The organism is Neisseria animalis, assembly GCF_900636515.1.
GTDB lineage: Bacteria > Pseudomonadota > Gammaproteobacteria > Burkholderiales > Neisseriaceae > Neisseria > Neisseria animalis.
Window position 1 is genome coordinate 410,777 of sequence record NZ_LR134287.1, and the last position, 24,083, is coordinate 434,859.

Consider the following 24,083-nt stretch of genomic DNA (forward strand, 5'->3'; position numbering starts at 1 on the left):
GAAATCAATATATTATCTAATATTTTGGCATTTTGCCTGCTGCGTGGTTTGGGATTTGCTGTTTCATTTTATGCCATGCAGTCGGGTAATAGGAAAAGTTTTGCCCTGCACGGCAAAGGTTGAAGAAAGGCCGTCTGCAAAATGGAATTTGCAGATGGCCTTTTTCTTTTATGAAAGAACCTACAAGCGTTTATTGGCGGCCAATCATGCGCTGCATGATTTTTTCGCCTTTGATTTGATGGATAACCGCCATGGCAATGTGTCCGGCGGCAAGCGCGAACAAAATCCATGCCAGCGTGCTGTGCCATTGGTTGCCCAGTTGCGTCATCCACTCGATTTTTTCCGGAGAGCCTTGCATCACTTCGATACCGAATACTTTCAGCGGGCCTCTGCCGCCGCCGTATTGTCGGATTAATGCGATGGCAGGTACGGCCAGCATCAGCACATACAGCGCGAGATGACCGAGCTTCGCCGCGGCATTGTCGGCGGCCGGGCGGCGGGCTTTGGTTATTGCCCACAGCAGGCGCAGTACGGCTAACAGTATCAGCAGCGAGCCGACCGATTTGTGAAGATTCATCAGATTGGGAATGTCGGCTTCAATAAAAAACAAAACGGCGGTTGCCAGCATAATGGCAAAGCAAAGTGCCATGATCCAATGGAAAAAGCGGCTGATGCTGTCGTAAGCGGTGGGGGTTGGTGTGGTCATAATGGTATAAAAAATAAAGATATAGATAGTGATATTTTATCCGTTTGGGATTTTAAATACGGTTGGACAATAATTAATAAATGTAAATATTGCAGACGGCATCAAACCGCGCCAATAAGGCAACAGGCAAACATAGCGCCACAATCATGTGTTTTGTGCCGCGCCGCTATATAATAAACAGAGTTTGATAAACAGAAAGGCCGTCTGAACATGACTTTGGAACAATGGTTGCGCCAATGTCCGCTGCCGAAAGCCGAAGCGCGGATGTTGTTGCAATATGCCGGCGGTTATACGCGCGTCCGGCTGGTAACGTGCGGACACGACAAGCTGCCCGAGAATGTCGGGGCGGCGTTGGCGGCATTGCAGCAGCGGCGGCAAAACGGCGAACCGATGGCGTATATTTTGGGCGAACGCGAGTTTTACGGCAGACGGTTTGCCGTGAACCGCAACGTATTGATTCCGCGCCCTGAAACCGAACATTTGGTAGAAGCCGTGTTGGACAAACTGCCCCCGAACGGGCGGATATGGGATTTGGGTACGGGCAGCGGCGCGGTGGCGGTAACAGTCGCTTTGGAGCGCGAAGATGCCGAAGTGCACGCCTCGGACATCAGCAGCGGCGCTTTAGCGGTGGCACGGCAGAACGCGGCGGATTTGGGTGCGGCGGTAACCTTTGCCTGTGGTTCGTGGTTTGAAGCCGGGCTGCCGCAGGGCGGGAGTTCTTCAAACGGGCAGGGCAGCTATGACGTGATTGTTTCCAATCCGCCGTATATCGAAGCAGAAGACGAACATTTGGCGCAGGGAGATTTGCGTTTCGAGCCGCAAAACGCATTAACCGATTTTGCAGACGGCCTGAGCTGTATCCGCATTTTGGCACAGGGAGCGCCGGCATATTTGAAAAACGGCGGCTGGCTGGTGTTGGAACACGGCTACAACCAAGGGGCAGCCGTGCGCGATATTTTGAGCAGTCGGGGTTTTACGGCGGTCAGCACTTTGCCCGATTTGGCAGGATTAGACAGAATCACGCAGGGGCAGTGGTCGGGAAGCTGAACGCGGCATTATTCCGCGGTAAAGGCCGTCTGAAAAACCGTACCGCCGATGTTAAGGTCTGCCAGATAATCGCTGCGCCGTTCGACACACAGCGGCAGGCGGATCTGGCGGGCCGCCCACACACCGCCACCTTCCGGCAGCAGCTTGTAGCGGTTGAAACCCATGTCCATATCTTTCATGGAAAAGCTGACCGTGATTTCGCCGACCGTATCCGGTACGCCGCGCAGCTCGATGTCGAACGGCTCTTTGGCGGCAATGCGGCTGCTGAATTTGACATAAACCCCGTTGGGCAGCGTACAGCCTTGCGTAACTTTGCAGACGGCATTTTGCGCGTTCGGGGCGCGTTGCTGCTGCCATTGGTTCAGCAGCAGGAGTTTGGCGGCGGCAAACAGTAGCAATAAAACTGCGGCGGCAAGCATTTTTCGGCGGGTATTCATGTTCAGACGGCCTCTACGGTTTCATGTGCCAGCAGCGCGTGAGCCCCTGCTTCCGACCAGCGTTGGCGGTATTGTTCCAACAGCGGCGGCGCGGCGGCAATCACCAAGGGCAGCGAAACACCCTGCTGGAGGCGCGTTAACGCAGCTTGCGCGTCGGTTTCATTTTCAACCTGCCATACCGCTACATCGGCATCTTGAATATTCTCCCATTGTGAGGCCGTCTGCAAAACGATCCATACGCTGTCGGCAGCCGGCATTTTGCCCAAAGCCGCCAATTTTTCTGCACCAATCAGAATATGGCGGTGGTGCGGTTCGGCGGTTGCGTATGGTGCGACAAAATACAAACCGGCCGCGTTTTCGCCATACAGGCCGCTGTTCAGGCTGCCGGAAAGTACACGCGGTACGGACAAGGCTTTCAGCAGCGGCCCGTTGGCAGGCAGCATCGGCGATACGGTAAAGTCTCCGGCTTTCTGCCAAGACCAAGACTGTCCTTCCTTGGCCTGCAGACGGCCCGACCAGTCGTCGGGGTTTATCCATAAAAAACGCAGGTGTACGCGGGCGTGTTCGTAGGAATGGATTTTGGTCAGCCACGGCACGGCACGGTGGATGTCAATGCCCAATTCTTCGGCAAACTCGCGGCGCAGGGCTTCAAATCCGCTTTCTCCGGCTTCGACTTTGCCGCCGGCAAATTCCCAATAACCGGCATAAGGTTTGCCTTCGGGGCGAGAGCTGAGCAGGTATTCGCCGTTGCGGTTCATGACGATACCGGCAACAACGTCAACCAAGGTGCGGGTGTCTAGTGTATTCATCTTAAAAAACGGGGTGGAAAAGGTAAAAAATGCTTCCGGTCGGGAAGCATTACTGTTCGGCAACAGCAAAAGCCAAAACCATGCCGTCTTCATCGCTCAGGCTCAGGCTGACACGGGCAATGCCTTGTTCTGCCAGCCAAGCGGACAATGCGGGCGTATAGAAAAATTCCGGCTTGCCCAGTTTGTCGTGGCCGATACCGATATGGGAAAACGATACCGCACCGCGTATGCCCGTGCCGACCGCTTTGGCGAATGCTTCTTTGGCGGCAAAGCGTTTGGCCAGATAATTGTCGGAATCGGCGGCTTGCGGCAGCTCCCGCAATTCCTCGGAGCAGAGAATGCGCTCGGCAAATGCCGCACCGAATTTCCGGTAAAGCCGGGCAATGCGCCCGACAGACAAGAGATCTGTACCGATGCCGTAAATCATGCGTGTCCTTCAAAGTGGAGCGCGGCCGTATAGCCGTTTCATCATCGCGATACGGCGTTGGCTTCAGCTTGAGCCGTATCGGTATGGCGTTTTGATTTTATTGATGCGGTATGGCAGGACATACTGCAAACAGACGGCTCAAAACGGCAGGAAATCGCACATCATGCCGTCTGCAAAATGGCGGTTTAATGGTTCAGTACCACTTCCAAAACGAATTTGCTGCCGACATAGGCCAGAATCAGGCTGATAAAGCCGATAATCGTCCAAACCGCCGCTTTTTTGCCGCGCCACGACATCATGCTGTGTTTCAGCAGCAGGCCGCCATAAATCAGCCAAGAAGCAATACCGAAAACGGTTTTGTGGGTAAGCGCCAAGGGTTTGCCGAATACGCTTTCGGAAAAAAACGTGCCGCTGACAACGGAGTAAGTCAGCAACACAAAACCGGCTGCCATGCCCCGAAACATCATTTTTTCCAAACTCAGCAAAGGCGGCAGAAAACGCACCACGGGCGACAGACGGCGGCGGTGCAGATTGCGGTTGAGCAGCAGGATTAACACGGCAAACAGCGTAACGATGCCGAACAAACCATATGCCAGCAGCGATGAGCCGACGTGTAGCATAAACGGCAAATCGTCCACCTGATAGCCGATAAAGCGGCCGGGAAACAGCAGCCCCAGCAGCAGCGACAGTGCGGCGCAGGGATAAAGCAAGAGTTGCAGGCCGCGCAGGTTGTAAAAGAAGCTGCCCAAGCAATACATCATCAACATCAGCCAGACAATCAGGCTGAGCGAGTAGCCGAAGCCGGTAATCAATACCTGATCGCGCAAAACCGGCAACAGCAACACCGTACCGTGCGCCAGCAGCGCGGGTGCCAACACCGCCCATTCCAATCTGACGGGATAGTGCGTTTCGCCGCGTTTGCGTTGGTGCAGCCACACAAAAACGCCCAACCCCGCATAAACTGCTATCAGGCAAATCAAAATTATCGGCATAGCAAACTTTCCGTGTGCGTATTCAGAAGCGCACACCTAGTGTAAAATAAACTCAATTTCATTTTATCAAAAGAACGCCCTATTGTGGGCAGCAATCATATTGCCGTCTGTAAAATAAGGATAGCCATGTTAGACAACTTAACCGGCCGCTTCAACAGCGTGCTGAAAAACATCAGAGGCCATGCCCGTCTGACTGAAGACAATATTAAAGAAGCCTTGCGCGAAGTAAGGCTGGCATTGCTGGAGGCAGACGTTGCCCTGCCGGTGGTCAAAGACTTCATCAATAAAGTCAAAGAAAAAGCCCTCGGTCAGGAAGTAACCGGCAGCCTCACGCCGGATCAGGCCTTCATCGGCGTGGTCAACGAGGCTTTAGTCGATTTGATGGGCAAAGAGAACAAAACACTCGATCTTGCCGCCGCGCCGCCTGCCGTGGTGCTGATGGCGGGCTTGCAGGGCGCGGGTAAAACGACGACGGTCGGCAAATTGGCGCGCTTGCTGAAAAACGATCACAAAAAGAAAATCTTGGTTGTTTCTGCCGACGTGTACCGTCCTGCCGCCATCGAGCAGCTCCGCCTGCTGGCCGAGCAGGTGGGCGTGGACTTTTTCCCGTCCGATGTCAGCCAGCAACCGGTCGATATTGCCAAAGCCGCCGTTGATTATGCCAAAAAACATTTCTACGATGTCTTGATGGTCGATACCGCAGGCCGTCTGGCTGTTGATGAAGAGATGATGAACGAAATCAAGGCACTGCATTTGGCGGTTAATCCGGTGGAAACCTTGTTTGTCGTCGATGCCATGCTCGGTCAGGACGCGGTGAATACCGCTCAGGCGTTTAATGAAGCCCTGCCGCTTACCGGTGTGGTGCTGACCAAAATGGACGGCGATTCGCGCGGCGGTGCGGCCTTGTCGGTGCGCCATGTTACCGGCAAGCCGATTAAATTTATCGGTATCGGCGAAAAAATTACCGGCCTCGAGCCGTTTCACCCCGACCGTATCGCCAGCCGTATTCTCGGTATGGGCGATGTGTTGAGCCTGATTGAAGACGTACAAAAAGGCATAGACGAAGAAGCCGCCGCCAAAATGGCGAAAAAGCTGCAAAAAGGCAAAGGCTTTGATTTAAACGACTTCAAAGAGCAAATCCAGCAGATGCGGAATATGGGCGGCTTGGAAAGCCTGATGTCGAAAATGCCGGGCGAATTGGGGCAGCTTTCCAAACAAATCCCCGAAGGCACGGCGGAAAAGGCCATGGGCAAAGTCGAAGCCATTATTAATTCGATGACGCCGAAAGAGCGTGCCAATCCCGCTTTGATTAAAGCCAGCCGCAAACGCCGTATCGCCGCCGGTGCGGGTACGGATGTGCAGGAAGTCAACAAAATGCTCAAGCAGTTTGAACAGTCTCAGCAGATGATGAAGATGTTCAGCGGCAAAGGCTTGGGCAAACTGATGAAAATGGCGAAAGGAATGCGCGGCATGAAGGGAATGTTCCCCGGTATGTAAGGCGAAAAAAGGCCGTCTGCAAAACAGCGATTTTGCAGACGGCCTTTTTTGTTTCGGCTGCCTTGTTTGTCGGATAAAGGCGGGAAATCCAAAATAAGACAGATATAGTCATTTAAAATAAGAATGATACAGCGTTGCTTTGCCTTGCCGTACTATGTGTACTGTCTGCGGCTTCGCTGCCTTGTCTCATTCTTATTTTATTCGACTATAAGACAGATATAGTCATTTAAAATAAGAATGATACAGCGTTGCTTTGCCTTGCCGTATTATGTGTACTGTCTGCGGCTTCGCTGCCTTGTCTCATTCTCATTTTATTCGACTATAAAACAATCGGTTTTATATGTTACAGACATACACCCATATGCAGACGGCAGGCATCGTTAATAACGGCGCATGGTGGAATCCACCGTTTGCGCCCAAGCATCGATACCGCCCTGCAGATTGTACAATTCCCCGAAACCCGCATCGGCAAGATACATTGCCGTATGCAGGCTGCGGATACCGTGATGGCAGTAAACCACCAGCGGCACATCGCCATCAGGCAGCTCGTTTTGGCGCAGCGGAATCAAATTCATCGGAATATGCAGCGCATCAGGCAGCGTGCAGATTTCCCGCTCCTCATCGGTGCGAACGTCCAGCAATATGCAGGGTTTGCCCTCGTCCAGCCATTGTTTCAGCTCCGTGGCAGAAAGTTGCACAATATCCATAAATTTTCCCGTTTTCAGTGTGTATCTGTTTCACCATCAGCACGCTACGGCATTGCCGCTTGGTCTCAATCCGAATGGAACAACTAATTATAGTCATTTAAAATAAGAATGATACAGCGTTGCTTTGCCTTGCCTACTATGTGTACTGTCTGCGGCTTCGCTGCCTTGTCTCATTCTCATTTTATTCGACTATAAAATGCTGTATGGCAATAAAAGCCGTCTGCAAAATACAGACGGCAGTTTGCAGACGGCCTGACGGCGGTTAAAAATCAAAATCGCCGAAAGGTTTGTTGGTACGGTCGTCCAAACCGGCTGCTACCGTATCGAACAACACTTTCTCTGTAAATTCGTTACCGCTTCGCGTAATCAGCACCGCGCGTTGGACAGGCGCAGTACCGACAATCGCCGCAATCCGTCCGCCGTCGTTCAACTGCTGCTTTAAAACTTCCGGTACGGCAGCCACCGAGCCGCCGAGATAAATCACATCAAAAGGCGCGTAAGCAGAGGCTTCCAGCAAGCCGTCGTGTTGCGTGAAGATAATATTCGAGTAAGCCAAATCTTCCAAAACCGCTTGGGCAGACTGTTGCTGTACCGCATCAATATCACAGGTAACTACCTCACCCGCCAGCGCAGCCAACAGCGCAGCCGCATAGCCCGAGCCTGTGCCGATTTCCAACACCTTGTCCTGTTTCGACAGCCCCAATCCCTGAACCAAACGCGCAACCACCTTAGGCTCAAGCATTTTTGCGCCGTTGTCTAACGGCAGCTCCGCATCGGAATAAGCCAAGCCCCGAAGCCGCTCCGGTACAAAGCGTTCGCGCGGAATCTCCATCAGCGCGTCCAATACATCAAAGTCCAACACGTCCCACGGGCGGATTTGCTGCTCCACCATATTAAAACGCATTTTTTCAAAGTCCATAAACAGCCCTCCGCACGGCCGAATCCGGCATCTGTATATAATAAAAGTAATCCAGCTGATAATTTGAGAATTATAGAGCCTAATACCGCAAACCGCCATATTTGCAGACGGCAAGTTTCCGACCGGAAAACAAGTTTGAGTATCCGACAATACCGGCAGGCATCACGGAAATATGCCGCATTTTCTTTTCGCGCTATGCGGGTGTGTAAGCCTGTGTTGTAAAAAAGCACACTGCCAAACAAAATCATTACCGATTGATTTAAAAAGAAAATAAATGTAGAAAAACAAAAAGCGGGCAATGCAAAACAGCAAAAACACGCCCCGCGTGAAACAATAAGTTTGTTTTTTTGTAAAGGCTCAATTATAGTTATCCGCATGGAACCGCTGCATATCAGCGGTAAACACTAAAGCCGGACGGGGCCGCCCGTTTGGATTAAACCTTTAAAACAGAAAAGGAATACAGCAATGAAAAAATCACTGATTGCCCTGACTCTGGCCGCTCTGCCGGTAGCTGCAATGGCTGACGTAACTCTGTACGGTCAAGTCAAAGCAGGCGTTGAAGTATCACGCGTAAAAGCCACCATCGGCGGCGAGAAAGTAAAATCTGCTACTGCTACCGAAATCGCTGACTTCGGTTCGCGCATCGGTTTCAAAGGTCACGAACACTTGGGTAACAACCTGAACGCCATTTGGCAATTGGAGCAAAACGCTTCTATCGCCGGTACCGATTCAGGTTGGGGTACTCGTGAATCATTCATTGGTTTGGAAGGCGGCTTCGGTAAAATCCGCGCCGGTAAACTGAATACTACCGTTCGCGATACCAACGATGCCATCGACCCTTGGGATTACAGCAACCCTGCATTGGGTATGGGCGTATTTACCCGCGGCAGCATCGGCGAGCGTAAAGTATCCGTACGCTACGACTCTCCTGTATTCGCAGGCTTCAGCGCAAGTGCACAATTCGCACCTCGCGACAATGAAAACCCTGATGACAAATACACCCACGAAGTTGCTACCGGTGAATCTTACTACGGTGGTCTGAACTACGAAAACTCAGGTTTCTTCGGCCAATACGCCGGTGGTTACCGCAAACACACTTTGGGTGCTGTAGAAAATGCGGCAGGTGAGAAAGAATTGGTTAAACGTGCCAAAGACGGTCAAGTACATCGCTTGACTCTGGGTTACGATGCCAACAACCTGCTGGTAGCCGTTTCCGGTCAATACGGTAAAAACTGGGAAACCGTAGGTCAATATACTTCTGCATTGTCTAACGGCGCATTGGACGCTGATGTGATTAATGCTGCTGTTTCAGGTGCTGGCGACCTGCCTGTAGAGACTGTTGAAATTGCCGGTACTGCTGCTTACCGCTTCGGTAACCTGACTCCGCGCGTTTCTTACGCTCACGGTCTGAAACCTAAAGTTGACGGTGAAAAAGTAAACTTCCAATACAACCACGTTGTTGTGGGTGCTGATTACGACTTCTCTAAACGCACCAGCGCTTTGGTATCTGCCGGTTGGTTGAAAGCCGGTAAAGGCGACAACAAAATCCAAAACGTAGGCGGTTTGGTTGGTCTGCGTCACAAATTCTAATCCGTTACGGATAGTCTGAAAAAAAAGCCTGCTGAAAAGCAGGCTTTTTTTGTTTGTTTGAAAAGTAAAAATGGAAAAATACGGATTGATTCAAACAAAATATAGTCGAATAAAATAAGAATGATACAGCGTTGCTTTGCCTTGCCGTACTATCTGTACTGTCTGCGGCTTCGCTGCCTTGTTTCATTCTCATTTTATTCGACTATAGATTGAACAACCCCGCCGAAAATGCAGACGGCCTTACCAACAGGTTTGCAGCAAAAGCGTCAATATCGGGCAGCCAATCCGTCCGGAGCATCATTTCAAACAGTTTAGGCCGTCTGCAAAATACCGCTTATCGTTTCCAAATAGGGCGGCAAATCATAACGGCTGCACATATGGCTGTTCGTTGGATTGATACGGTATTGCCGTGTGTTGCCATGCCGTTTGTACCGATTGTACTGTTTGCGGTTTTGCTATTTTGTGTGATCCGATGATGGTTTTATCCGCGTGGAAACGATTGTATGGTTGGGCGGCACGATATGGAATAAAGCAGCAAGCCTGCCGAAACCCATAATGGATAATGTTGGTAGGCCGGTTGTTTTGTGTGAACAGTGGGCAGATTTTTATTGCTTATGACGGTATTTTCCACGTCGCACGGCATTGGTGTCGGCGGCGTATGGAAAGAATGTCTTGATTTGTTTGGACGGTGTATGGGTGTTTGGTGGGGAAAGGGGAAATCCGCCTTTGATACGGCGGCGTGAAAACGGATTTTTTAAAACAGCTTTTGTGAATCCAGCATCAGGGTAACAGGGCCATCGTTGCAGAGTGAGACTTGCATATGGGTTTGGAAGCGTCCGGTTTCGACCGCGATGCCGTGTTCGCGCAGACAGCGGGCGGTGTGTTGGTAGAGTGCTTCGGCTTGTGCGGCGGGTGCAGCTTGGGAGAAAGAAGGGCGGCGGCCGTTGCGGGCATCGGCATAAAGGGTAAATTGCGAAACCAGCAAAATAGAGCCGCCGACATCTTTCAGCGACAGGTTCAACTTGCCTGCTTCGTCTTCAAAAATGCGGAGATTGGCGGCTTTATCGGCGATATAACGCGCATCGGCTTCGGTATCGTCGTGGGTAACGCCAAGCAGTATCATAAAGCCGGCTTGGATTTTTCCGGCGGTTTCCCGTTGTCCGCCTTCGAGTACGTCAACGTGTGCGTGGGTAACTTTTTGGATAATGGCTCGCATGATGTATGAATCGGTAAAAATGCCGTCTGCAAAAATGTATAGTCATTTAAAATAAGAATGATACAGCGTTGCTTTGCCTTGCCGTACTATGTGTACTGTCTGCGGCTTCGCTGCCTTGTCTCATTCTTATTTTATTCGACTATATATCCGGAAAAATGGCCCTTACTGCGGCATTATCTTCAATTTTGTGCCGCCGGCCATTTTTCCGGTGATTGTCAGTGATGGGGAGGGGTAATGCCGTTGTCTTGCAACAGGCGGTCGATTTGGTGGCGGACTTTCTGCTGCTTAAATTCGCGTTCGACTTGACGGCGTACCAGCTCGAAAGGTTGCGCTTCGGGATTGCGCTCGACTGCGCTGAGTTTGAACAGGTAATAGCGTCCGTGAAGCGCCACAGGAGTGCGGGTAACATCGCCGCGGTTGAGTGTTTCGACTGCGGCCGCTACTTCGCCGGAAAGTTGTTGCGGCATAATGAATTGGTCGAACGCCTGTTCGTCATTGGGGTGGCGTTGCATCAATTCTTCAAACGACAGTCCTTTCAGCAGCAGCTCTTGTGCGGCAAAGGCATCTGCTTCGCTCTCGAAGCTGACTTGCTGCAATTTAATCATGCGGGTCTGCTGGTCGTAAAAACGGCGTAAGTCGCGCTCGCTGACTTCGGTTTGGCGTTCCAGCCAGTCGGTGTACTGTCCGGCATAGAATTGCGCCTGCATGGTTTCAAATTGGTGCTGCACTTCGGGATCTTTATCCAGTCCGAGCTTGATTGCTTCGTTTTTCAGCACTTCCAGCGTTTGCAGACGGGTAATGACATCTTGGCGCAAGGCTTTTCCGTCCGGCCTGTGGGTCTGATCGGGACTCTGGTCGGCTTGCTTGAGAATTTGGGCAACCATGCTGTCCACGCGGGCAGGGTCGATTTCGGGGGCTTTGGCGAGGGCAAACCCCGCCAGCGCTGCCGCACAAAATCCGGCGGCGGCAAACTGGGTAGGTTTCATGCGGTTACTCCGGGTTTATTTTGCCGGCTTGATGTCGGCTTTTTGCAGCAGGTTTTGAACGGCTGCATCAACGCGTGCGGCCTGCAAATCGTCGGCAATGTCGTTTTTTGCCTGCTCGTAAGTCGGCACTTGGACGTTGCGGCGGTCGTTTACATAAAATACGCCGTAAAGATTGCCGTCTTGCAGCGGTTTGTTGGTATAGCCGCCTTTTTTCAGGTCTTTCACCGCTTCATATACGATAGGGGAAGATTGTTGCAGGTCTTTCAGCGGAACATAGCCCTGCGGAATACCGCCTGCTTGTTTGGCGCGCTCGTCAATAGAATATTGGTTGACGATTCCGGCAAAACTTTTTTTGGCTTTCAAGTCGGCAATGGCTTTTTCGGCATCGGCTTTGCTGCGGGTAATGACTTCGCCCAACTGTACTTCCTGAGTACCCCGGTAGTATTTGCTGAAATTGTCGTAAGCGGTTTTGATGTCTGCTTCTGGTACGGGATTTTGGCGGACGGTATGCAGGGCGTAGGCTTGACCCAGCAGGCCGCTCTCAAAAGCTGCCCATTCGGTTTTGAAGTGGGGCTGTTTGTCTGCACCGCTCTGTTTGGCTTGGGCGCGTGCTTGCTCGACGGCTTTTTTGAAGTCCGCGCTTTGGTCGAGTTTCAGACGTTTGGCTTCTTGGCCGACTACGGTATTGATGATGTGGCGTTCGGTCAGGCTTTGGCGCAGGGCGGGGCTGTCCTGAATTTGGCTGTTTTCCGCACGAATGGCTTTGACTTGAGCGTCAATCACGCTGCTGTCGATGGCTTTGCCGTTAACGGTAACCAGAGTTTGGGCAAACAGGCTGCCGGATACGGCGGCCAGCATCAGGGCTGAAGCAAAATGGGTTTTTTTCATAAATGACTTTCGAAAATAACAGAAATAACGGAACATTAATGGAAATATTCTTCGGGCGTTTGAGCTTTGATGCTTAAAGCGTGAATCATGCCGTCTGCAAAAAGGTCGTGCAGCAGGTTTTTTACCATGCGCTGGCGGGCGAGGCGGCTGTGATTTTGAAAGGCATTGCTGACAAGCAGTACGGAGTAGTGTCCGCCGCCTGTGTTCCCCGCATGGCCAACGTGCAGGTGGCTGTCGTCCTGAAACTCGAACACCTGTATTTCCAAACTTTGCAGACGCTCTGCGATGGTTTGGCGCATATCCATTATTTGAACACCGCTTTAAAAGGTTTGATCAGCACTTCGGCATATACGCCGGCATCAACATAAGGATCTGTTTCCGCCCATTCCTGCGCGGCATCCAAAGATTCGAACTGCGCCACAATCAGGCTGCCTGATACGCGCTCGGGATTGTCCGGCAGGGGGTTCGGGCCGGCGGTAAGCAGACGGCCTTCGGCTTTCAACGCTTCCAAACGCTCGAGATGGGCGGGGCGTGCCGCCATGCGCGCTTCATGTACGTCTTCGGCATCGGTTGCCAGCAGCATAAAGTATTCCATCAGTCAGTCCTCCCTTGGTAGATGGCGGCTCAGATACAAGCCTTGTGCGATAAAGAAAACAATCATCAAACCGGTTGAGCCGAACAGTTTGTAGCTCACCCAGAAATCTTTGCTGAAATTTTGAAACACGAAAATATTGGCAAGCCCCATGAAAATCAAGAAACCTACCCAAGCGAACGTCAGATTGCGCCATACGCCGTCTGCAAGTTGGATTTCCTTGCCCATGGCGGCTTTTAAACCGTTTTTGCCGATAAAGTGGCTGCCGGCCAAGAGCAGCGCGCCTATCCAAAACAACACGGTCGGTTTCCACATGATGAAGCGGTCGTCTTTCAGCAGAATCGTTGCTCCGCCCATGACTACAATCAAAATCAAACCGACCCATTGCATGGTGTCGAGTTTTTTATGTTTCCAATAAGTGGCCGCCGCTTGGACAACGCCGACAACCAATGCTACCGCCGTTGCTAAAATCATGTCTTTCGTCAGGGTGTAGGTGGCGAAAAACAGAATGACCGCCAGCAAGTCGCTTAAAATTTTCATATAAATGGGCAAACGAATCAAACAAACCGTCATCATACAGCCTGATGGTGGTTTTTGCACCTGTTTGCCGCCGTGCCGTGCCGGTAAGGGAAGCGGTTTGTGTCGGGCAGGTTTAAAAATATGTAAATTCAGACGGCCGTAAAACGGCGGCAGACGGCAAATCATTACGCTGCGTAAAGAAATAGCGGCAAATGGTGGTAGAATGAGCGGTTTATTGTGAAAGTTTTAACCGGAATTTATCCGTACCGTGCTTGGCGGGCGTTCAGGCCGTCTGCAAACGGATCAAACGCAAAACGAAAAAAGTTAAGGAATATCTTGAAACAATACGCCATTAAATTGACAGCGGCAGCAATGGTTTTAGGGGCAGCGTTGGAAGCTGCGGCCGGGTTGGGCGGCCTGAATGTGCAGTCCAGCCTGTCCGAACCGTTTAGCGCCAGTATCGCGGTAACGGGCAAGGAAGCCGAGTCCCTGCTGGAAAGCGGCAGCGTCAGCGTATCCGACAGCAACCTTCAGGCGGAGGTGCGCGAGGCAGGAGGCCAAGCCGTTATCCGCATACATTCGCACCGGCCGGTAAACGAACCGGTTTTGGTATTCCAAGTGGATACCGGCACGCAGTCGCGCGAATATACCGCCATTATCGACCCCAAAGGTTATGACAGACCAAAGGCGGATAAGCCTGCCGAACGCCGCGGCAATATTGCGGTGTTGCTGGAAGACCCGACATGGCCGGAAGGCGGTACGCCGCTGGTGCGGGAGCAGGAAGAATGGCCGGCAGCAGCAGAACATACCGAGCCGGCCGATTCGGAAGTATCTCCTTCTGAGCCGATCGAACAAAATGCTGCCGCCAAGCCCGCACCGCGCCGCGCCACACGCGCCGAAACAGCGGTGCGGAAACCTGATACGCGGGTGCAGCCGCCTCGCCCTGCAAGGCAAAGCGCAGAGCTTGCCGAGACCATGCCGTCTGCAAATTTGCCTATGGAAAGTGCAGACGGCCTGAGCCATGAAGCGCAGGTAAAAAACGAAGCAGCCGCAGTATCGTCCGTATCGGCAGCCTCAGATATTTCCGTTGCAGAAGCTGTTGCAGCCTCGGCAGAAGTTGAAGCAGCAGTTGAAGCCGCGTTGCCGGAACAGACGGCCTCGGCAGCGCCTGTCCAACACAAAACCGCAGATTCCAACGGCTATATCTGGCATTGGCTGCTGCTGGGCTGTGTGGCGCTGGCCGCCTTGATGACAGTGGTCAAACGCAAGAACAAATCGGAACAGGGGGCAGAACAGCCGTTGTTTGCAGACGGCACAAGCAACGGTATGCCGTCTGTAGAAGCCGCCCAAACACCGCCGATGCAAAAAGATGCCGACAGGCCGTCTGCAAAACCGTTGGCAGAAGCGGTTGGCAATACGGCAGATATGCCGGCAACGGCTGAGCTCGCAGGGCAAACCGATACGCGGCCGGAGCCGCTATTTGCAGACGGCATGCAGACGGCAGCAGATACCGCCCGCCATCGGCTTGGTGCAGTTCCCCATCCTGCCGAGGGGCTGACGGTTCCGTTGACCGCCAAATATGACTTGGCGCAAATGTACATCGAGCTTGGCGATTGGGAAGAAGCGCGCGCGACGCTGCTTGAGTTGTCGGAAGAAGCAGACGACCGCTTGCTCGCCGAGGTACACACCCTGCTCGGCAGATTGGACAACAGATGAACGGCATGATGGTGTGTTGTGCGGCCAAAATACAGACGGCCTGTTTGTGTGGAGCAGAAGCATGACGGAGGTAATGCAAGATTTGCCGCGCCAACGCTGGGCGTTGACGCTGTCCTACGACGGCAGCCGCTTTTTCGGCTGGCAGAAACAGGCAGACGGCCTGCCGACCGTGCAGGAAGCATTGGAAACCGCTTTGAGCCGTATTGCTTGCGAACCGATTACGGTAACCGTAGCGGGGCGCACCGATACCGGCGTGCACGCCAGCGCGCAAGTTGTGCATTTCGATACCGCAGCCAATCGCCAGCCGCAAGCATGGATACGCGGTGTCAACGCCCATTTGCCCGAAGGTGTGGCCGTTTGGCAGGCGCAGCAGACCGCTCCGCATTTTCATGCCCGTTTCGACGCATACGGGCGGCATTACCGCTATCTGCTGCAATCGTCTCCCGTCCGTTCGCCGCTGTTGGCAGGGCGTGCGGGTTGGACGCATTATCCGTTGAATCTCGACACCATGCGGCAGGCGGCGGCATTGTTGGAGGGCGAGCATGATTTTTCCAGCTTCCGCGCCGCGCAATGTCAGGCAAAATCGCCGGTGAAAACGTTATACCGCGCCGAAATCAGCGGCTCTTCGGAGTGGATAAAATTGGATTTGCACGGTAATGCGTTTTTGCACCATATGGTACGCAATATCATGGGCGCGCTGGTGTATGTCGGCAGCGGCCGCTTGAGCGTGGCGGAATTTGAAGCATTGATTGCTGCCCGAAGCCGTCTGCAAGCACCGCCAACTTTTATGCCGGACGGCCTGTATCTGACCGGAGTGGATTATCCGCCCGAGTTCGGTATCGTCCGGCCGCCGTTGCCGGAGTGGTTGTAACGCCGTATCCTGTCGGCAGGATTGGGCAGGGTACGGCCTGTGTTACCCCGTTCAAAAAGGGCGGATTGGGCTGCTCCGTATGATTTATAGTCGAATAAAATAAGAATGAGACAAGGCAGCGAAGCCGCAGACAGTACACATAGTACGGCAAGGCAAAGCAACGCTGTATCATTCTTATTTTAAATGACTATAATATGGTTGATTGTCGGCGGTTGCGGTTTCATGGTATTCCGCCTGTTAAAGGATTCTGTTTTCTGATTTTTGCCGCGGTGTGGCGGTTTGAATGCCGGAAACAAAAAAGCATGGTATGCACGCCATGCTTTTTTTGTTTCGGTTGCTGTTCAGACGGCTTGGCGGTCAAACAGCGGTTGCAGGATACGCGCCAGCTCGCCCAGATATTCCGCATCGGTTTCGTCAAATTGTGCTGTTTGCGCCGCATCGGCATCCAGTACGCCGATACAGTTGCCGTTGCCGTCATACAGCGGTACCACAATTTCCGATTGGGACAGGGAAGAGCAGGCGACGTGGTCGGGGTGGGCATGAACATCGGCAACAACAATGGTTTCGCCAGTCGCCCAAGCCTGTCCGCATACGCCGCGCCCGTGTGGAATGCGGGTACAGGCAAGCGGGCCTTGAAACGGGCCGAGTACCAGTGTGTTGTTGCTGCCGTCAACCAGATAGAAGCCTATCCACAGCCAGCCGAATGCTTCCTTTAAAACGGCGGCAGTATTGGCAAGATTGGCGGTCAAGTTCGGTTCGTCTGCAATAATGCTGCGGATTTGCGGCAGAAGTTCCTGATAGAGCGCGGCTTTGTTTGTGGCGGAAAAATTGAGCGTGTACATATTTGTTCCTTGTGGTGGTGTGTTTTTTTCAGACGGCCTGATCAAGCAAACAGACGGCAAATACCCCGCGCAGGGCGTTGCTCAGGCGGATTTCTTCGGCGGCGGCGAGCATTCCGCGTGTGATGTGGCTTTCCGATACTTTGTCCGTACCCAAATACCTCCGGGGATTTTGCAAAACTTCCTGCCGCATCACGCCGTTTAAAATATCCAAATCCAAAGCGGGTGTGTGCCACGCGCCGTTGATGTTGACAAATACATTGCTGCGGCCGCCTTCGAGCAGGAGGCCGTCTGAATTGAACAATAAGCCGTCAAACGCGCCTTGTGCTTCGGCGTTTTGCCATACCCGGTCGAACACGTCGCGGCGGTCGGTTTTGAAGCGGCGCAAATAATCGCGCACGGGCAGGGTTTGCGGTGCGATAACGGCTTTCTGCACGCCGGATAAGGCACGGGCTTCGGCATGGGTAAAAGTGAGGCCGTCTGAAGTCAGACTGATTTTCAGACGGCACAAACCCGGCGGCAGGGCTTGGAGGGCGGCGCGGATGTGCGTTTTCCAGTTGTCGGGCAGCGGCAGGTTGAGCGCGGCGGCGGAAGCGTTCAGACGGCCTAAATGCCTCTCCAGCAAGGCGCAGCGGTTGTTTTCTACGCGAAGGGTTTCAATCAGGCCGAATTCGGGGCGCAGGCCGCTGAGAAATCGGGCTTTCCAGCCGCATTCTTCGTATTCCGCCTGCGGGTCGCTGTCGATGACGATGCCGGAGCCGACACCATATTCGCCGTCGTAAATGCCGTCTGAAACTTCATTGAGCTGCAAGGTGCGGATAACGACGTTCAAAACGCCTTCAAATCCCAAGCCGCCGCTGCAAGGTTGGAGAAAGCCGATGCTGCCGGTGTAGAGGCCGCGCGGTGAGGTTTCCAAGTTTTCGATAATCTGCATGCTCATGCGCTTGGGAGCGCCGGTAATCGAACCGCAGGGGAAGGCGGCACGGAAAATGTCGGCGGCGCAAACCTGCTCTTTTGCCTGCGCCTCGATTTTGCTGGTCATCTGCCATACGCTGCCGAAGCGGGACACTTTAAACGGCTCGGGAACGCGCACGCCGCCGGTAACGGCGATTTTGCCCAAATCATTGCGCAGCAAATCGACAATCATGATGTTTTCGGCACGGTTTTTCGGATCGGCCTGCAACGCGTGCGCACGCTGATCGTCGTGTCCGTCGTGCAAAACCGGTGCCGTGCCTTTCATCGGTTCGGTGGTGATGAGACCGTCCGAACCGGTTTTTAAAAACAATTCGGGTGAAAAACACAATGTCCATTGCGCACCGCCGCCGTGTTGCGGCAGGTGGGCGAGTGCGGCGTAGGGAACGGGCTGGCGCAGGCGGCGGTAGAGCGACACAGGGCTGCCGTAGCTCTTGAAATGCAGGCGGGTGGTATAGTTGATTTGGTAGGTGTCGCCGCGGCGGATGGCTTCGTGGATTTTGCAGACGGCATCCAGATAGCCGGTATGCGGCATATCGGATTGCGGCGTGGAAATGCCTGCGGGCAGGCCGTCTGAATGTTTTGCAAGCCAGCTTTCGGCATCAACAGTATCGCAATGCTCGAACCAGTGCAGGGCCAGACGGCCGCTGTTTGCAGACGGCAGGTTTTGCAGGGGCAGGCCGAACGCGTAATCGGCGCATATCACGGCGTGCAGGCCGGCTGCCCAATTTTGTTGCAACAAACTGTCCAGCTTGTCCAAATCCTCAGGGGCGACAAACTGCGTTTCCCTATGATTCTGATAGAGTTTCGCACTGCCGGAGACGGCATCGTCCAGCAGGACGAAGAAAGGCATATTGCGATGGCAAATGTTTTGATTGTACATGATTTTTACAAAAATTATCGAATTAATTGCCGGAAAACGGATTGATGTAATTTTATGTATGATAAGTCGGTAAAAAAGGGTAAAATAACCATAAAGCAAGAATCATATCACTATTGACAAGTAGAACAAGGAGCAGACATGACCGATCATCAATTACAGCCGTTCGAGCCGATCAAACTGGACGCGGAAGAAAACAAACTGGAAGTTTTTGAAAAAGCCGTGTTGGAACACAACGGCCCTGCCAGCGCCGAAGATTCGGGCCGTGCGCCCTTGCCGGCAAATTATCCGTACAAAAACCGTATGCGCCGTGCAGCTTATGAAGCAGAGAAGAAAAAACTGCAAATCGAGCTTTTAAAAGTTCAAAGCTGGGTAAAAGATACCGGACAAAAAATCGTCTGCCTGTTTGAAGGCCGTGATGCGGCGGGCAAGGGCGGTACCATCAAACGCTATATGGAACACCTGAACCCGCGCGGCGCACGCGTGGTGGCTTTGGAAAAACCGACTTCTGTCGAACGCGGCCAATGGTATTTCCAACGCTATATCCAAAATCTGCCGACTGCCGGCGAAATGGTATTCTTTGACCGCTCATGGTACAACCGCGCCGGTGTGGAACGCGTGATGGGCTTCTGTGAGCCGAACGAATACATGCTGTTTATGCGCCAAACGCCTGAATTCGAGCGTATGCTGGTGGCCAGCGGTATCCATCTGTTTAAATTCTGGTTCTCCGTTTCCCGCGAAGAGCAGCTGCGCCGCTTTATTTCCCGCCGCGACGATCCGCTGAAACACTGGAAACTGTCTCCTGTCGACATTCAGTCTCTCGACCGTTGGGACGACTACACAGAAGCCAAAGATGCGATGTTCTTCCATACGCATACTGGCGATGCGCCGTGGACGATTATCCGTTCCGACGATAAAAAACGCGCACGTTTGAACTGTATCCGCCACTTCCTGCATACCTTGGATTATCCGGGTAAGGACGTGGAAGCCATCGGCAAAGTGGATACCAAGCTGGTACTCTCTCCAAACACGCGCAATCAAGGCATGGACGTAGGCCATGATTAATGCCCAATGATTTGAGCATTTGAAACAAAGCCGTCTGCACCGGAAAACCGGTTTGCAGACGGCTTTTTATTGCCGGTTGGTTTAAATATAGTCGAATAAAATGAGAATGAGACAAGGCAGCGAAGCCGCAGACAGTACACATAGTACGGCAAGGCAAAGCAACGCTGTATCATTCTTATTTTAAAAGACTATAACGGGAAACACGGGTTTCCGCATGAGCCTGATACCGATGCAGCTGCATGATTCTGTATCAAATCACCATTGTGTTTTAACGGCTGATTTTACAGACGGCCTTGAGCGGTAAGCGGCTGTTATGCCGTCTGTAAAACGTGCCGTATTCGGCTTGGGAATGGTCGGGTACTGCTGCCGTGTTATAGTCATTTAAAATAAGAATGATACAGCGTTGCTTTGCCTTGCCGTACTATGTGTACTGTCTGCGGCTTCGCTGCCTTGTCTCATTCTTATTTTATTCGACTATATTTTGCCATGTCCGCAAACACGCTTCGGGCAACGGCAACGGTTTCTTCCACCAATTCGGGCGTATGCGCCGCCGACATAAAGCAGGCTTCAAATGCCGACGGGCCGAAGGCCACGCCGCGTTCGAGCATGCCGTGGAAGAAGCGTTTGAAGGCATCGGTGTCGCTGCGGGTCATGTCGGCGTAGCTTTGCGGAATGCCGTCTGCAAAATACAGGCCGAACATACCGCCCACGAAATCGGCGCTGAAGGTTACGCCCGCATCTTGGGCGGCGGCGGTAAAACCTTGTACCAGCTGTTCGGTACGCGCAGTCAGGTTTTCATAGAAACCGTCGCGTCGGATGATTTCCAGCGTTTTCAAACCGGCGGCCACCGCCAGCGGATTGCCCGACAGCGTACCGGCTTGGTACACGCCGCCGAGCGGGGAAATACAGTTCATGATTTCGCGCTTGCCGCCGAAAGCCGCCAGCGGCATGCCGCCGCCGATGACTTTGCCCATGGTGGTCAAATCGGGAGTAATGCCGTGCAGCGATTGTGCGCCGCCCAAAGCCACGCGGAAGCCGGTCATCACTTCGTCGTAAATCAATACCGCGCCGTGTTGTCCGGTCAGCGCGCGCAGGGTCTTGATAAAACTTTCAGACGGCCTTACCAAATTCATGTTGCCCGCAAACGGTTCCAAAATCACGCAGGCGATTTCGCCGCCGATTTGGGCGAAGGTTTCTTCCAGTTGCGCCGTATTATTGTATTCCAACACCAAAGTATGCTTGGTGAAATCGGCCGGTACGCCGGCGGAACTCGGGTTGCCGAAGGTCAACAGGCCGCTGCCCGCTTTCACCAGCAGACTGTCGGAATGGCCGTGGTAGCAGCCTTCGAATTTGATGATTTTGTCGCGTCCGGTGTAGCCGCGTGCCAAGCGGATGGCGGACATGGTGGCTTCCGTGCCGGAGCTTACCAAGCGCAGGCTTTCTACGCTTGGCAGGATTTTGGCGATTTCTTCGGCAATAATGATTTCGCCTTCGGTGGGTGCGCCGAACGACAAACCGCCCAAAGCCGCTTCGCGCACGGCTTCAACCACTTCGGGGTGGGCATGGCCGACAATGGCAGGCCCCCACGAGCCGACATAGTCGATGTAGCGGGTATCGTTTTCGTCCCAAACATACGCGCCTTCTGCTTTTTTGATAAAGCGCGGAATGCCGCCCACGCTGCCGAATGCGCGTACAGGAGAATTGACGCCGCCGGGAATGATGGCTTTGGCGCGGTTGAAAAGTTGTTCGTTGCGGTTGGTCATAACGGGTTCCTTGATGGTTTCGATAATGGTGGTCGGAGGCCGTCTGCAAAATCTTTCAGCAGACTGCCCGCCGGAGAGTCGGTTTTTATGTCGGCCGTATGGCTGAAGCGGTAGTCGCGTACCGTGTCGCCGTTGTAGTCGATGCACAACCGCCAGTGTTCGCTGCGGCTTTTCATGTAGAGAAAATTGGTCGGCAGAAAATTGTAAAACGGCATTGAGGAAACATGGTAGCTGTAGCAGCCTTCCTCGTAAGGGGCGGGTTTGCCGAACAGGGTTTCGATTTCCGAACGGGTGGTCTGCCCCTTGATGATTTTCTGCGTCAGCGTGGTTTCGGTTTCATGCCGCAGAAAGGCATGTTCGCGTTGGCCGAAGTCGGAAACGCAAGCAGCAAGCATGAGTATTGCCGCGCAGGGCAGCAGGAGGTTTGTGGTGTTTTTCATCCGGATTCCGATGGTGCAAACCGGTATTTGCAGACGGCCTTTTGCAGCGGTTTAGCCGTAAGTTGCCCATAAATCGTCTTGCAGGCTGACGGCAGGTTCATTTGCAGACGGCTTTTTGCGGACATAGCTGCCGTCCGGCTGCATTTGCCATGCTTTGACATTGTCTTCCAACGCCAGCGTCAGGCCTTCGCGGATAACACGTGCTTTCAGAGCGGCATCTTCAATCGGCGTTGCCACTTCGATACGGCGGAAGAAATTGCGTCCCATCCAGTCGGCACTGGAGATGTAGGTGTTTTCTTCGCCACCGTTGTAGAAATAGTAAATGCGCGAGTGCTCGAGTTGGCGGCCGATGATGGAGGTAACACGGATATTGTCGGAAAGACCTTTTACGCCCGGCCGCAGGGTGCACATACCGCGAACAATCAAATCAATCTGCACGCCCGCACGGCTGGCGGCATACAGGGCATCGATGACTTTGGGCTCGATCAGCGAGTTCATTTTCGCCATAATTCTGGCCGGTTTGCCGGCGGCGGCGTTGAGGGCTTCCTGTCCGATACGCGCGATGACCATGTCGTGCAGGGTAAACGGGCTTTGGTAAAGTTTGTTCAGGCGGCCGGGTTTGCCCAAGCCGGTAATTTCTAAAAACAAGGTGTTGACATCGGCGGTAATCTGCTCGTCTGAAGTAATCAGGCCGAAATCGGTATAAATACGCGATGTGCTTTGGTGGTAGTTGCCCGTGCCGAGGTGGGCATAGCTTTTCAGGCGGCCTTCTTCGCGGCGGATCACCAATGCCATTTTTGCGTGGATTTTGTAGCCGAATACGCCGTATACGACGTGTGCGCCGGCATTTTCCAACTGCTGCGCCCAGTTGACGTTGTTGGCTTCGTCAAACCGTGCCATCAGCTCGACGACTACGGTAACTTGTTTGCCCGCGTGTGCCGCTTTCATCAGCGCGCGTACCAGCTCGGAATTGCTGCCGGTGCGGTAAATCGTCATCTTCACCGCCAACACGTCGGGGTCGGCAGCGGCTTCGCGTATCATTTGAACCACCGGATCAAACGATTGGTAAGGGTGGTGCAGCAAGATAGGGCTTTGCCTGGCTAAGTCCAATACAGAGCCGTGCTTGCCCAGATTTTTCAGACGGCCTGCGGTTTTGGGCGGGAATTTCAAATCGGGGCGGTCCACCAAGTCGGGTACTGCCATCAGGCGCACCAGATTGACCGGACCTTTAACCTGATAAAGCTCGGAGGGTGTGAGCTTGAATTGGGCAAGCAGGAAGTCGTGGATATGGGGCGGGCAGGTGTCGGCCACTTCCAAGCGCACGCCGTCTCCGTATTCACGGTCTTGCAGCTCGTTTTGTACCGCTGTACGCAGGTTGGTCAAATCGTCTTCATCTACACTCAAATCGCTGTCGCGGGTCAGGCGGAATTGGTGGCAGCCTTTAACCTTGATGCCTAAAAACAGTTTGTGGACATAGGCGTGCAGGATAGACGACAGAAACACAAAGCCGTTGCCGCCGCCGCATAATTCGGAGGGCAGCGGCACGAGGCGGGGCAGAATACGCGGTGCCTGCACAATGGCCATGTCTACCGGACGGCCGAATGCGTCCGTACCTTCCAATTCCACGGCGAAATTCAAGGATTTGTTGAGCAGGCGGGGGAAGGGATGTGAAGGATCGAGGCCGACAGGTGTCAAAATCGGCATCAGCTCGCGGTCGAAATATTCTTCAATCCAGCGTTTTTGCGCCTCCGTCCATGAATTGCGGCGGTAAAAGCAGATATTTTCCGCCTCCAATGCCGGCTGCAAGACTTCGTTGAACAATGCGTATTGCTCGGCAATCAGCGCTTGCGCCTGTTCGGATACTTCAATCATGGTTTCGGACGGCGTTTTGCCGTTGTCCAATACCGTATGCGGCAGCAGCTTGTGTTTGCGTTTGAGCCACGCCATACGCACTTCGAAAAACTCATCCAAATTCGACGAAACAATACATAAGAAGCGCAAACGCTCTAACAGCGGCACGCTTTCGTCCTGCGCCTGCGCCAAAACGCGGCGGTTGAAAGCCAGCAGGCTCAGTTCGCGGCAGAGAATGGGATTTTGTTCAGGCACAGTGCGCTCCTTTGTATTGTTGGTTTTACAGACGGCATGGGAAACAGTATAACGCTTTTGCGCCGCGCCGTTAACCGCTGCAAGCCGTGAAACGACTGT

Annotated in this window: 24 protein-coding genes; 6 read left to right on the forward strand and 18 right to left on the reverse strand. The window is 53.2% G+C overall.

Annotated features, from left to right (window positions below; all coding sequences use genetic code 11):
* Positions 1 to 190 precede the first annotated feature (190 nt).
* Complete coding sequence (locus EL111_RS01960) at positions 191 to 706, reverse strand: cytochrome b (RefSeq protein WP_123795679.1); 516 nt, start codon at positions 704 to 706, stop codon at positions 191 to 193.
* 210 nt (positions 707 to 916) lie between these two features.
* Here EL111_RS01960 and prmC point away from each other — a divergent pair, with 210 nt between their 5' ends.
* A complete protein-coding gene (prmC, locus tag EL111_RS01965) occupies positions 917 to 1,753 on the forward strand; it encodes a peptide chain release factor N(5)-glutamine methyltransferase (protein ID WP_123795678.1) in 837 nt (278 codons plus the stop codon).
* 8 nt (positions 1,754 to 1,761) lie between these two features.
* Here the strand turns inward: prmC and EL111_RS01970 are convergent, their stop codons facing one another.
* The 4 genes from EL111_RS01970 to EL111_RS01985 all read right to left on the reverse strand — a co-directional run bounded on the left by EL111_RS01970 (position 1,762) and on the right by EL111_RS01985 (position 4,418).
* Complete coding sequence (locus EL111_RS01970; RefSeq protein ID WP_123795677.1) at positions 1,762 to 2,190, reverse strand: hypothetical protein; 429 nt, start codon at positions 2,188 to 2,190, stop codon at positions 1,762 to 1,764.
* Positions 2,191 to 2,192: 2 nt separating this feature from the next.
* Positions 2,193 to 2,999, reverse strand: coding sequence for an NUDIX domain-containing protein (locus EL111_RS01975; RefSeq protein ID WP_123795676.1), 807 nt, complete (start codon positions 2,997 to 2,999; stop codon positions 2,193 to 2,195).
* 49 nt (positions 3,000 to 3,048) lie between these two features.
* Positions 3,049 to 3,426: a holo-ACP synthase gene (gene acpS, locus EL111_RS01980; RefSeq protein WP_123795675.1), complete on the reverse strand. Its 378-nt coding sequence runs from the start codon at positions 3,424 to 3,426 to the stop codon at positions 3,049 to 3,051.
* Positions 3,427 to 3,611: 185 nt separating this feature from the next.
* Positions 3,612 to 4,418: a cytochrome C assembly family protein gene (locus tag EL111_RS01985; RefSeq protein WP_123795674.1), complete on the reverse strand. Its 807-nt coding sequence runs from the start codon at positions 4,416 to 4,418 to the stop codon at positions 3,612 to 3,614.
* Between the two features lie 126 nt (positions 4,419 to 4,544).
* On the opposite strand from EL111_RS01985, the gene ffh reads away from it, so the two are divergent.
* Positions 4,545 to 5,915 (forward strand): signal recognition particle protein, encoded by a 1,371-nt coding sequence (gene ffh, locus EL111_RS01990; RefSeq protein WP_123795673.1) that lies wholly within the window; start codon positions 4,545 to 4,547, stop codon positions 5,913 to 5,915.
* 380 nt (positions 5,916 to 6,295) lie between these two features.
* Here the strand turns inward: ffh and EL111_RS01995 are convergent, their stop codons facing one another.
* Both EL111_RS01995 and EL111_RS02000 read right to left on the reverse strand, forming a co-directional pair.
* On the reverse strand, positions 6,296 to 6,622 hold the full coding sequence (locus EL111_RS01995) for a rhodanese-like domain-containing protein (RefSeq protein ID WP_123795672.1): 327 nt from the start codon (positions 6,620 to 6,622) through the stop codon (positions 6,296 to 6,298).
* Between the two features lie 262 nt (positions 6,623 to 6,884).
* Positions 6,885 to 7,541: a protein-L-isoaspartate O-methyltransferase family protein gene (locus EL111_RS02000; protein ID WP_123795671.1), complete on the reverse strand. Its 657-nt coding sequence runs from the start codon at positions 7,539 to 7,541 to the stop codon at positions 6,885 to 6,887.
* 465 nt (positions 7,542 to 8,006) lie between these two features.
* Between EL111_RS02000 and porB the strand changes: the two genes are divergently transcribed.
* Positions 8,007 to 9,131 carry a trimeric porin PorB gene (porB, locus tag EL111_RS02005; RefSeq protein WP_123795670.1) on the forward strand — a complete coding sequence of 375 codons (1,125 nt, stop codon included), beginning with the start codon at positions 8,007 to 8,009 and terminating at the stop codon, positions 9,129 to 9,131.
* A gap of 754 nt (positions 9,132 to 9,885) precedes the next feature.
* On the opposite strand, the gene dtd is transcribed toward porB, so the two are convergent.
* From dtd to EL111_RS02035, 6 genes are all read right to left on the reverse strand, one after another.
* A complete protein-coding gene (gene dtd / locus EL111_RS02010) occupies positions 9,886 to 10,347 on the reverse strand; it encodes a D-aminoacyl-tRNA deacylase (protein ID WP_123795669.1) in 462 nt (153 codons plus the stop codon).
* 215 nt (positions 10,348 to 10,562) lie between these two features.
* Positions 10,563 to 11,333 carry a peptidylprolyl isomerase gene (locus EL111_RS02015; RefSeq protein ID WP_123795668.1) on the reverse strand — a complete coding sequence of 257 codons (771 nt, stop codon included), beginning with the start codon at positions 11,331 to 11,333 and terminating at the stop codon, positions 10,563 to 10,565.
* 15 nt (positions 11,334 to 11,348) lie between these two features.
* Entirely contained in the window at positions 11,349 to 12,221 is an 873-nt protein-coding gene (locus EL111_RS02020; RefSeq protein WP_123795667.1) for a peptidylprolyl isomerase, read from the reverse strand.
* Between the two features lie 35 nt (positions 12,222 to 12,256).
* On the reverse strand, positions 12,257 to 12,526 hold the full coding sequence (locus EL111_RS02025) for a BolA family protein (RefSeq protein WP_123795666.1): 270 nt from the start codon (positions 12,524 to 12,526) through the stop codon (positions 12,257 to 12,259).
* Complete coding sequence (locus EL111_RS02030) at positions 12,526 to 12,816, reverse strand: YciI family protein (protein ID WP_123795665.1); 291 nt, start codon at positions 12,814 to 12,816, stop codon at positions 12,526 to 12,528. Before EL111_RS02030 ends, EL111_RS02025 begins: the two co-directional genes overlap by 1 nt.
* A gap of 3 nt (positions 12,817 to 12,819) precedes the next feature.
* Positions 12,820 to 13,353 carry a septation protein A gene (locus EL111_RS02035; RefSeq protein WP_123795664.1) on the reverse strand — a complete coding sequence of 178 codons (534 nt, stop codon included), beginning with the start codon at positions 13,351 to 13,353 and terminating at the stop codon, positions 12,820 to 12,822.
* A gap of 315 nt (positions 13,354 to 13,668) precedes the next feature.
* Here EL111_RS02035 and EL111_RS10815 point away from each other — a divergent pair, with 315 nt between their 5' ends.
* Positions 13,669 to 15,048 carry a motility hub landmark protein FimV gene (locus EL111_RS10815; RefSeq protein WP_331838777.1) on the forward strand — a complete coding sequence of 460 codons (1,380 nt, stop codon included), beginning with the start codon at positions 13,669 to 13,671 and terminating at the stop codon, positions 15,046 to 15,048.
* 61 nt (positions 15,049 to 15,109) lie between these two features.
* A complete protein-coding gene (gene truA / locus EL111_RS02045) occupies positions 15,110 to 15,919 on the forward strand; it encodes a tRNA pseudouridine(38-40) synthase TruA (RefSeq protein WP_231998397.1) in 810 nt (269 codons plus the stop codon).
* Between the two features lie 341 nt (positions 15,920 to 16,260).
* Here truA and msrC read toward each other — a convergent pair whose 3' ends face one another.
* Positions 16,261 to 16,761 carry a free L-methionine (R)-S-oxide reductase MsrC gene (gene msrC / locus EL111_RS02050; protein WP_123795663.1) on the reverse strand — a complete coding sequence of 167 codons (501 nt, stop codon included), beginning with the start codon at positions 16,759 to 16,761 and terminating at the stop codon, positions 16,261 to 16,263.
* 28 nt (positions 16,762 to 16,789) lie between these two features.
* Complete coding sequence (locus EL111_RS02055) at positions 16,790 to 18,583, reverse strand: bifunctional chorismate-binding protein/class IV aminotransferase (protein WP_123795662.1); 1,794 nt, start codon at positions 18,581 to 18,583, stop codon at positions 16,790 to 16,792.
* A 168-nt stretch (positions 18,584 to 18,751) separates the two neighbouring features.
* Between EL111_RS02055 and ppk2 the strand changes: the two genes are divergently transcribed.
* Positions 18,752 to 19,675 (forward strand): polyphosphate kinase 2, encoded by a 924-nt coding sequence (gene ppk2, locus EL111_RS02060; protein ID WP_123795661.1) that lies wholly within the window; start codon positions 18,752 to 18,754, stop codon positions 19,673 to 19,675.
* A gap of 461 nt (positions 19,676 to 20,136) precedes the next feature.
* Here the strand turns inward: ppk2 and hemL are convergent, their stop codons facing one another.
* Genes hemL through ppk1 form a run of 3 tightly spaced genes read right to left on the reverse strand, consistent with a single transcriptional unit; the run spans position 20,137 to position 23,984 of the window.
* Positions 20,137 to 21,438, reverse strand: coding sequence for a glutamate-1-semialdehyde 2,1-aminomutase (gene hemL / locus EL111_RS02065; protein WP_123795660.1), 1,302 nt, complete (start codon positions 21,436 to 21,438; stop codon positions 20,137 to 20,139).
* Positions 21,435 to 21,878, reverse strand: a complete 444-nt coding sequence (locus tag EL111_RS02070) for a glucosamine-fructose-6-phosphate aminotransferase (protein ID WP_123795659.1) — start codon at positions 21,876 to 21,878, stop codon at positions 21,435 to 21,437. The genes hemL and EL111_RS02070 overlap by 4 nt, the downstream gene beginning before the upstream one ends.
* A gap of 51 nt (positions 21,879 to 21,929) precedes the next feature.
* Complete coding sequence (gene ppk1 / locus EL111_RS02075; protein WP_231998399.1) at positions 21,930 to 23,984, reverse strand: polyphosphate kinase 1; 2,055 nt, start codon at positions 23,982 to 23,984, stop codon at positions 21,930 to 21,932.
* Between the last annotated feature and the right edge of the window lie 99 nt (positions 23,985 to 24,083).

Bases quoted from the DNA above. Each gene is read 5' to 3' on its own strand.
- EL111_RS02055 (WP_123795662.1), bottom strand. From the start codon at position 18,583: ATGCCTTTCTTCGTCCTGCTGGACGATGCCGTCTCCGGCAGTGCGAAA.
- EL111_RS02070 (WP_123795659.1), bottom strand. From the start codon at position 21,878: ATGAAAAACACCACAAACCTCCTGCTGCCCTGCGCGGCAATACTCATG.
- EL111_RS02035 (WP_123795664.1), bottom strand. From the start codon at position 13,353: ATGAAAATTTTAAGCGACTTGCTGGCGGTCATTCTGTTTTTCGCCACC.
- EL111_RS02020 (WP_123795667.1), bottom strand. From the start codon at position 12,221: ATGAAAAAAACCCATTTTGCTTCAGCCCTGATGCTGGCCGCCGTATCC.
- porB (WP_123795670.1), top strand. From the start codon at position 8,007: ATGAAAAAATCACTGATTGCCCTGACTCTGGCCGCTCTGCCGGTAGCT.
- hemL (WP_123795660.1), bottom strand. From the start codon at position 21,438: ATGACCAACCGCAACGAACAACTTTTCAACCGCGCCAAAGCCATCATT.
- EL111_RS02025 (WP_123795666.1), bottom strand. From the start codon at position 12,526: ATGGATATGCGCCAAACCATCGCAGAGCGTCTGCAAAGTTTGGAAATA.
- truA (WP_231998397.1), top strand. From the start codon at position 15,110: ATGACGGAGGTAATGCAAGATTTGCCGCGCCAACGCTGGGCGTTGACG.
- EL111_RS02030 (WP_123795665.1), bottom strand. From the start codon at position 12,816: ATGGAATACTTTATGCTGCTGGCAACCGATGCCGAAGACGTACATGAA.
- ppk2 (WP_123795661.1), top strand. From the start codon at position 18,752: ATGACCGATCATCAATTACAGCCGTTCGAGCCGATCAAACTGGACGCG.
- acpS (WP_123795675.1), bottom strand. From the start codon at position 3,426: ATGATTTACGGCATCGGTACAGATCTCTTGTCTGTCGGGCGCATTGCC.
- ffh (WP_123795673.1), top strand. From the start codon at position 4,545: ATGTTAGACAACTTAACCGGCCGCTTCAACAGCGTGCTGAAAAACATC.
- dtd (WP_123795669.1), bottom strand. From the start codon at position 10,347: ATGCGAGCCATTATCCAAAAAGTTACCCACGCACACGTTGACGTACTC.
- EL111_RS01975 (WP_123795676.1), bottom strand. From the start codon at position 2,999: ATGAATACACTAGACACCCGCACCTTGGTTGACGTTGTTGCCGGTATC.
- EL111_RS02015 (WP_123795668.1), bottom strand. From the start codon at position 11,333: ATGAAACCTACCCAGTTTGCCGCCGCCGGATTTTGTGCGGCAGCGCTG.
- prmC (WP_123795678.1), top strand. From the start codon at position 917: ATGACTTTGGAACAATGGTTGCGCCAATGTCCGCTGCCGAAAGCCGAA.
- EL111_RS01960 (WP_123795679.1), bottom strand. From the start codon at position 706: ATGACCACACCAACCCCCACCGCTTACGACAGCATCAGCCGCTTTTTC.
- EL111_RS01985 (WP_123795674.1), bottom strand. From the start codon at position 4,418: ATGCCGATAATTTTGATTTGCCTGATAGCAGTTTATGCGGGGTTGGGC.
- EL111_RS01970 (WP_123795677.1), bottom strand. From the start codon at position 2,190: ATGAATACCCGCCGAAAAATGCTTGCCGCCGCAGTTTTATTGCTACTG.
- msrC (WP_123795663.1), bottom strand. From the start codon at position 16,761: ATGTACACGCTCAATTTTTCCGCCACAAACAAAGCCGCGCTCTATCAG.
- EL111_RS02000 (WP_123795671.1), bottom strand. From the start codon at position 7,541: ATGGACTTTGAAAAAATGCGTTTTAATATGGTGGAGCAGCAAATCCGC.
- EL111_RS01995 (WP_123795672.1), bottom strand. From the start codon at position 6,622: ATGGATATTGTGCAACTTTCTGCCACGGAGCTGAAACAATGGCTGGAC.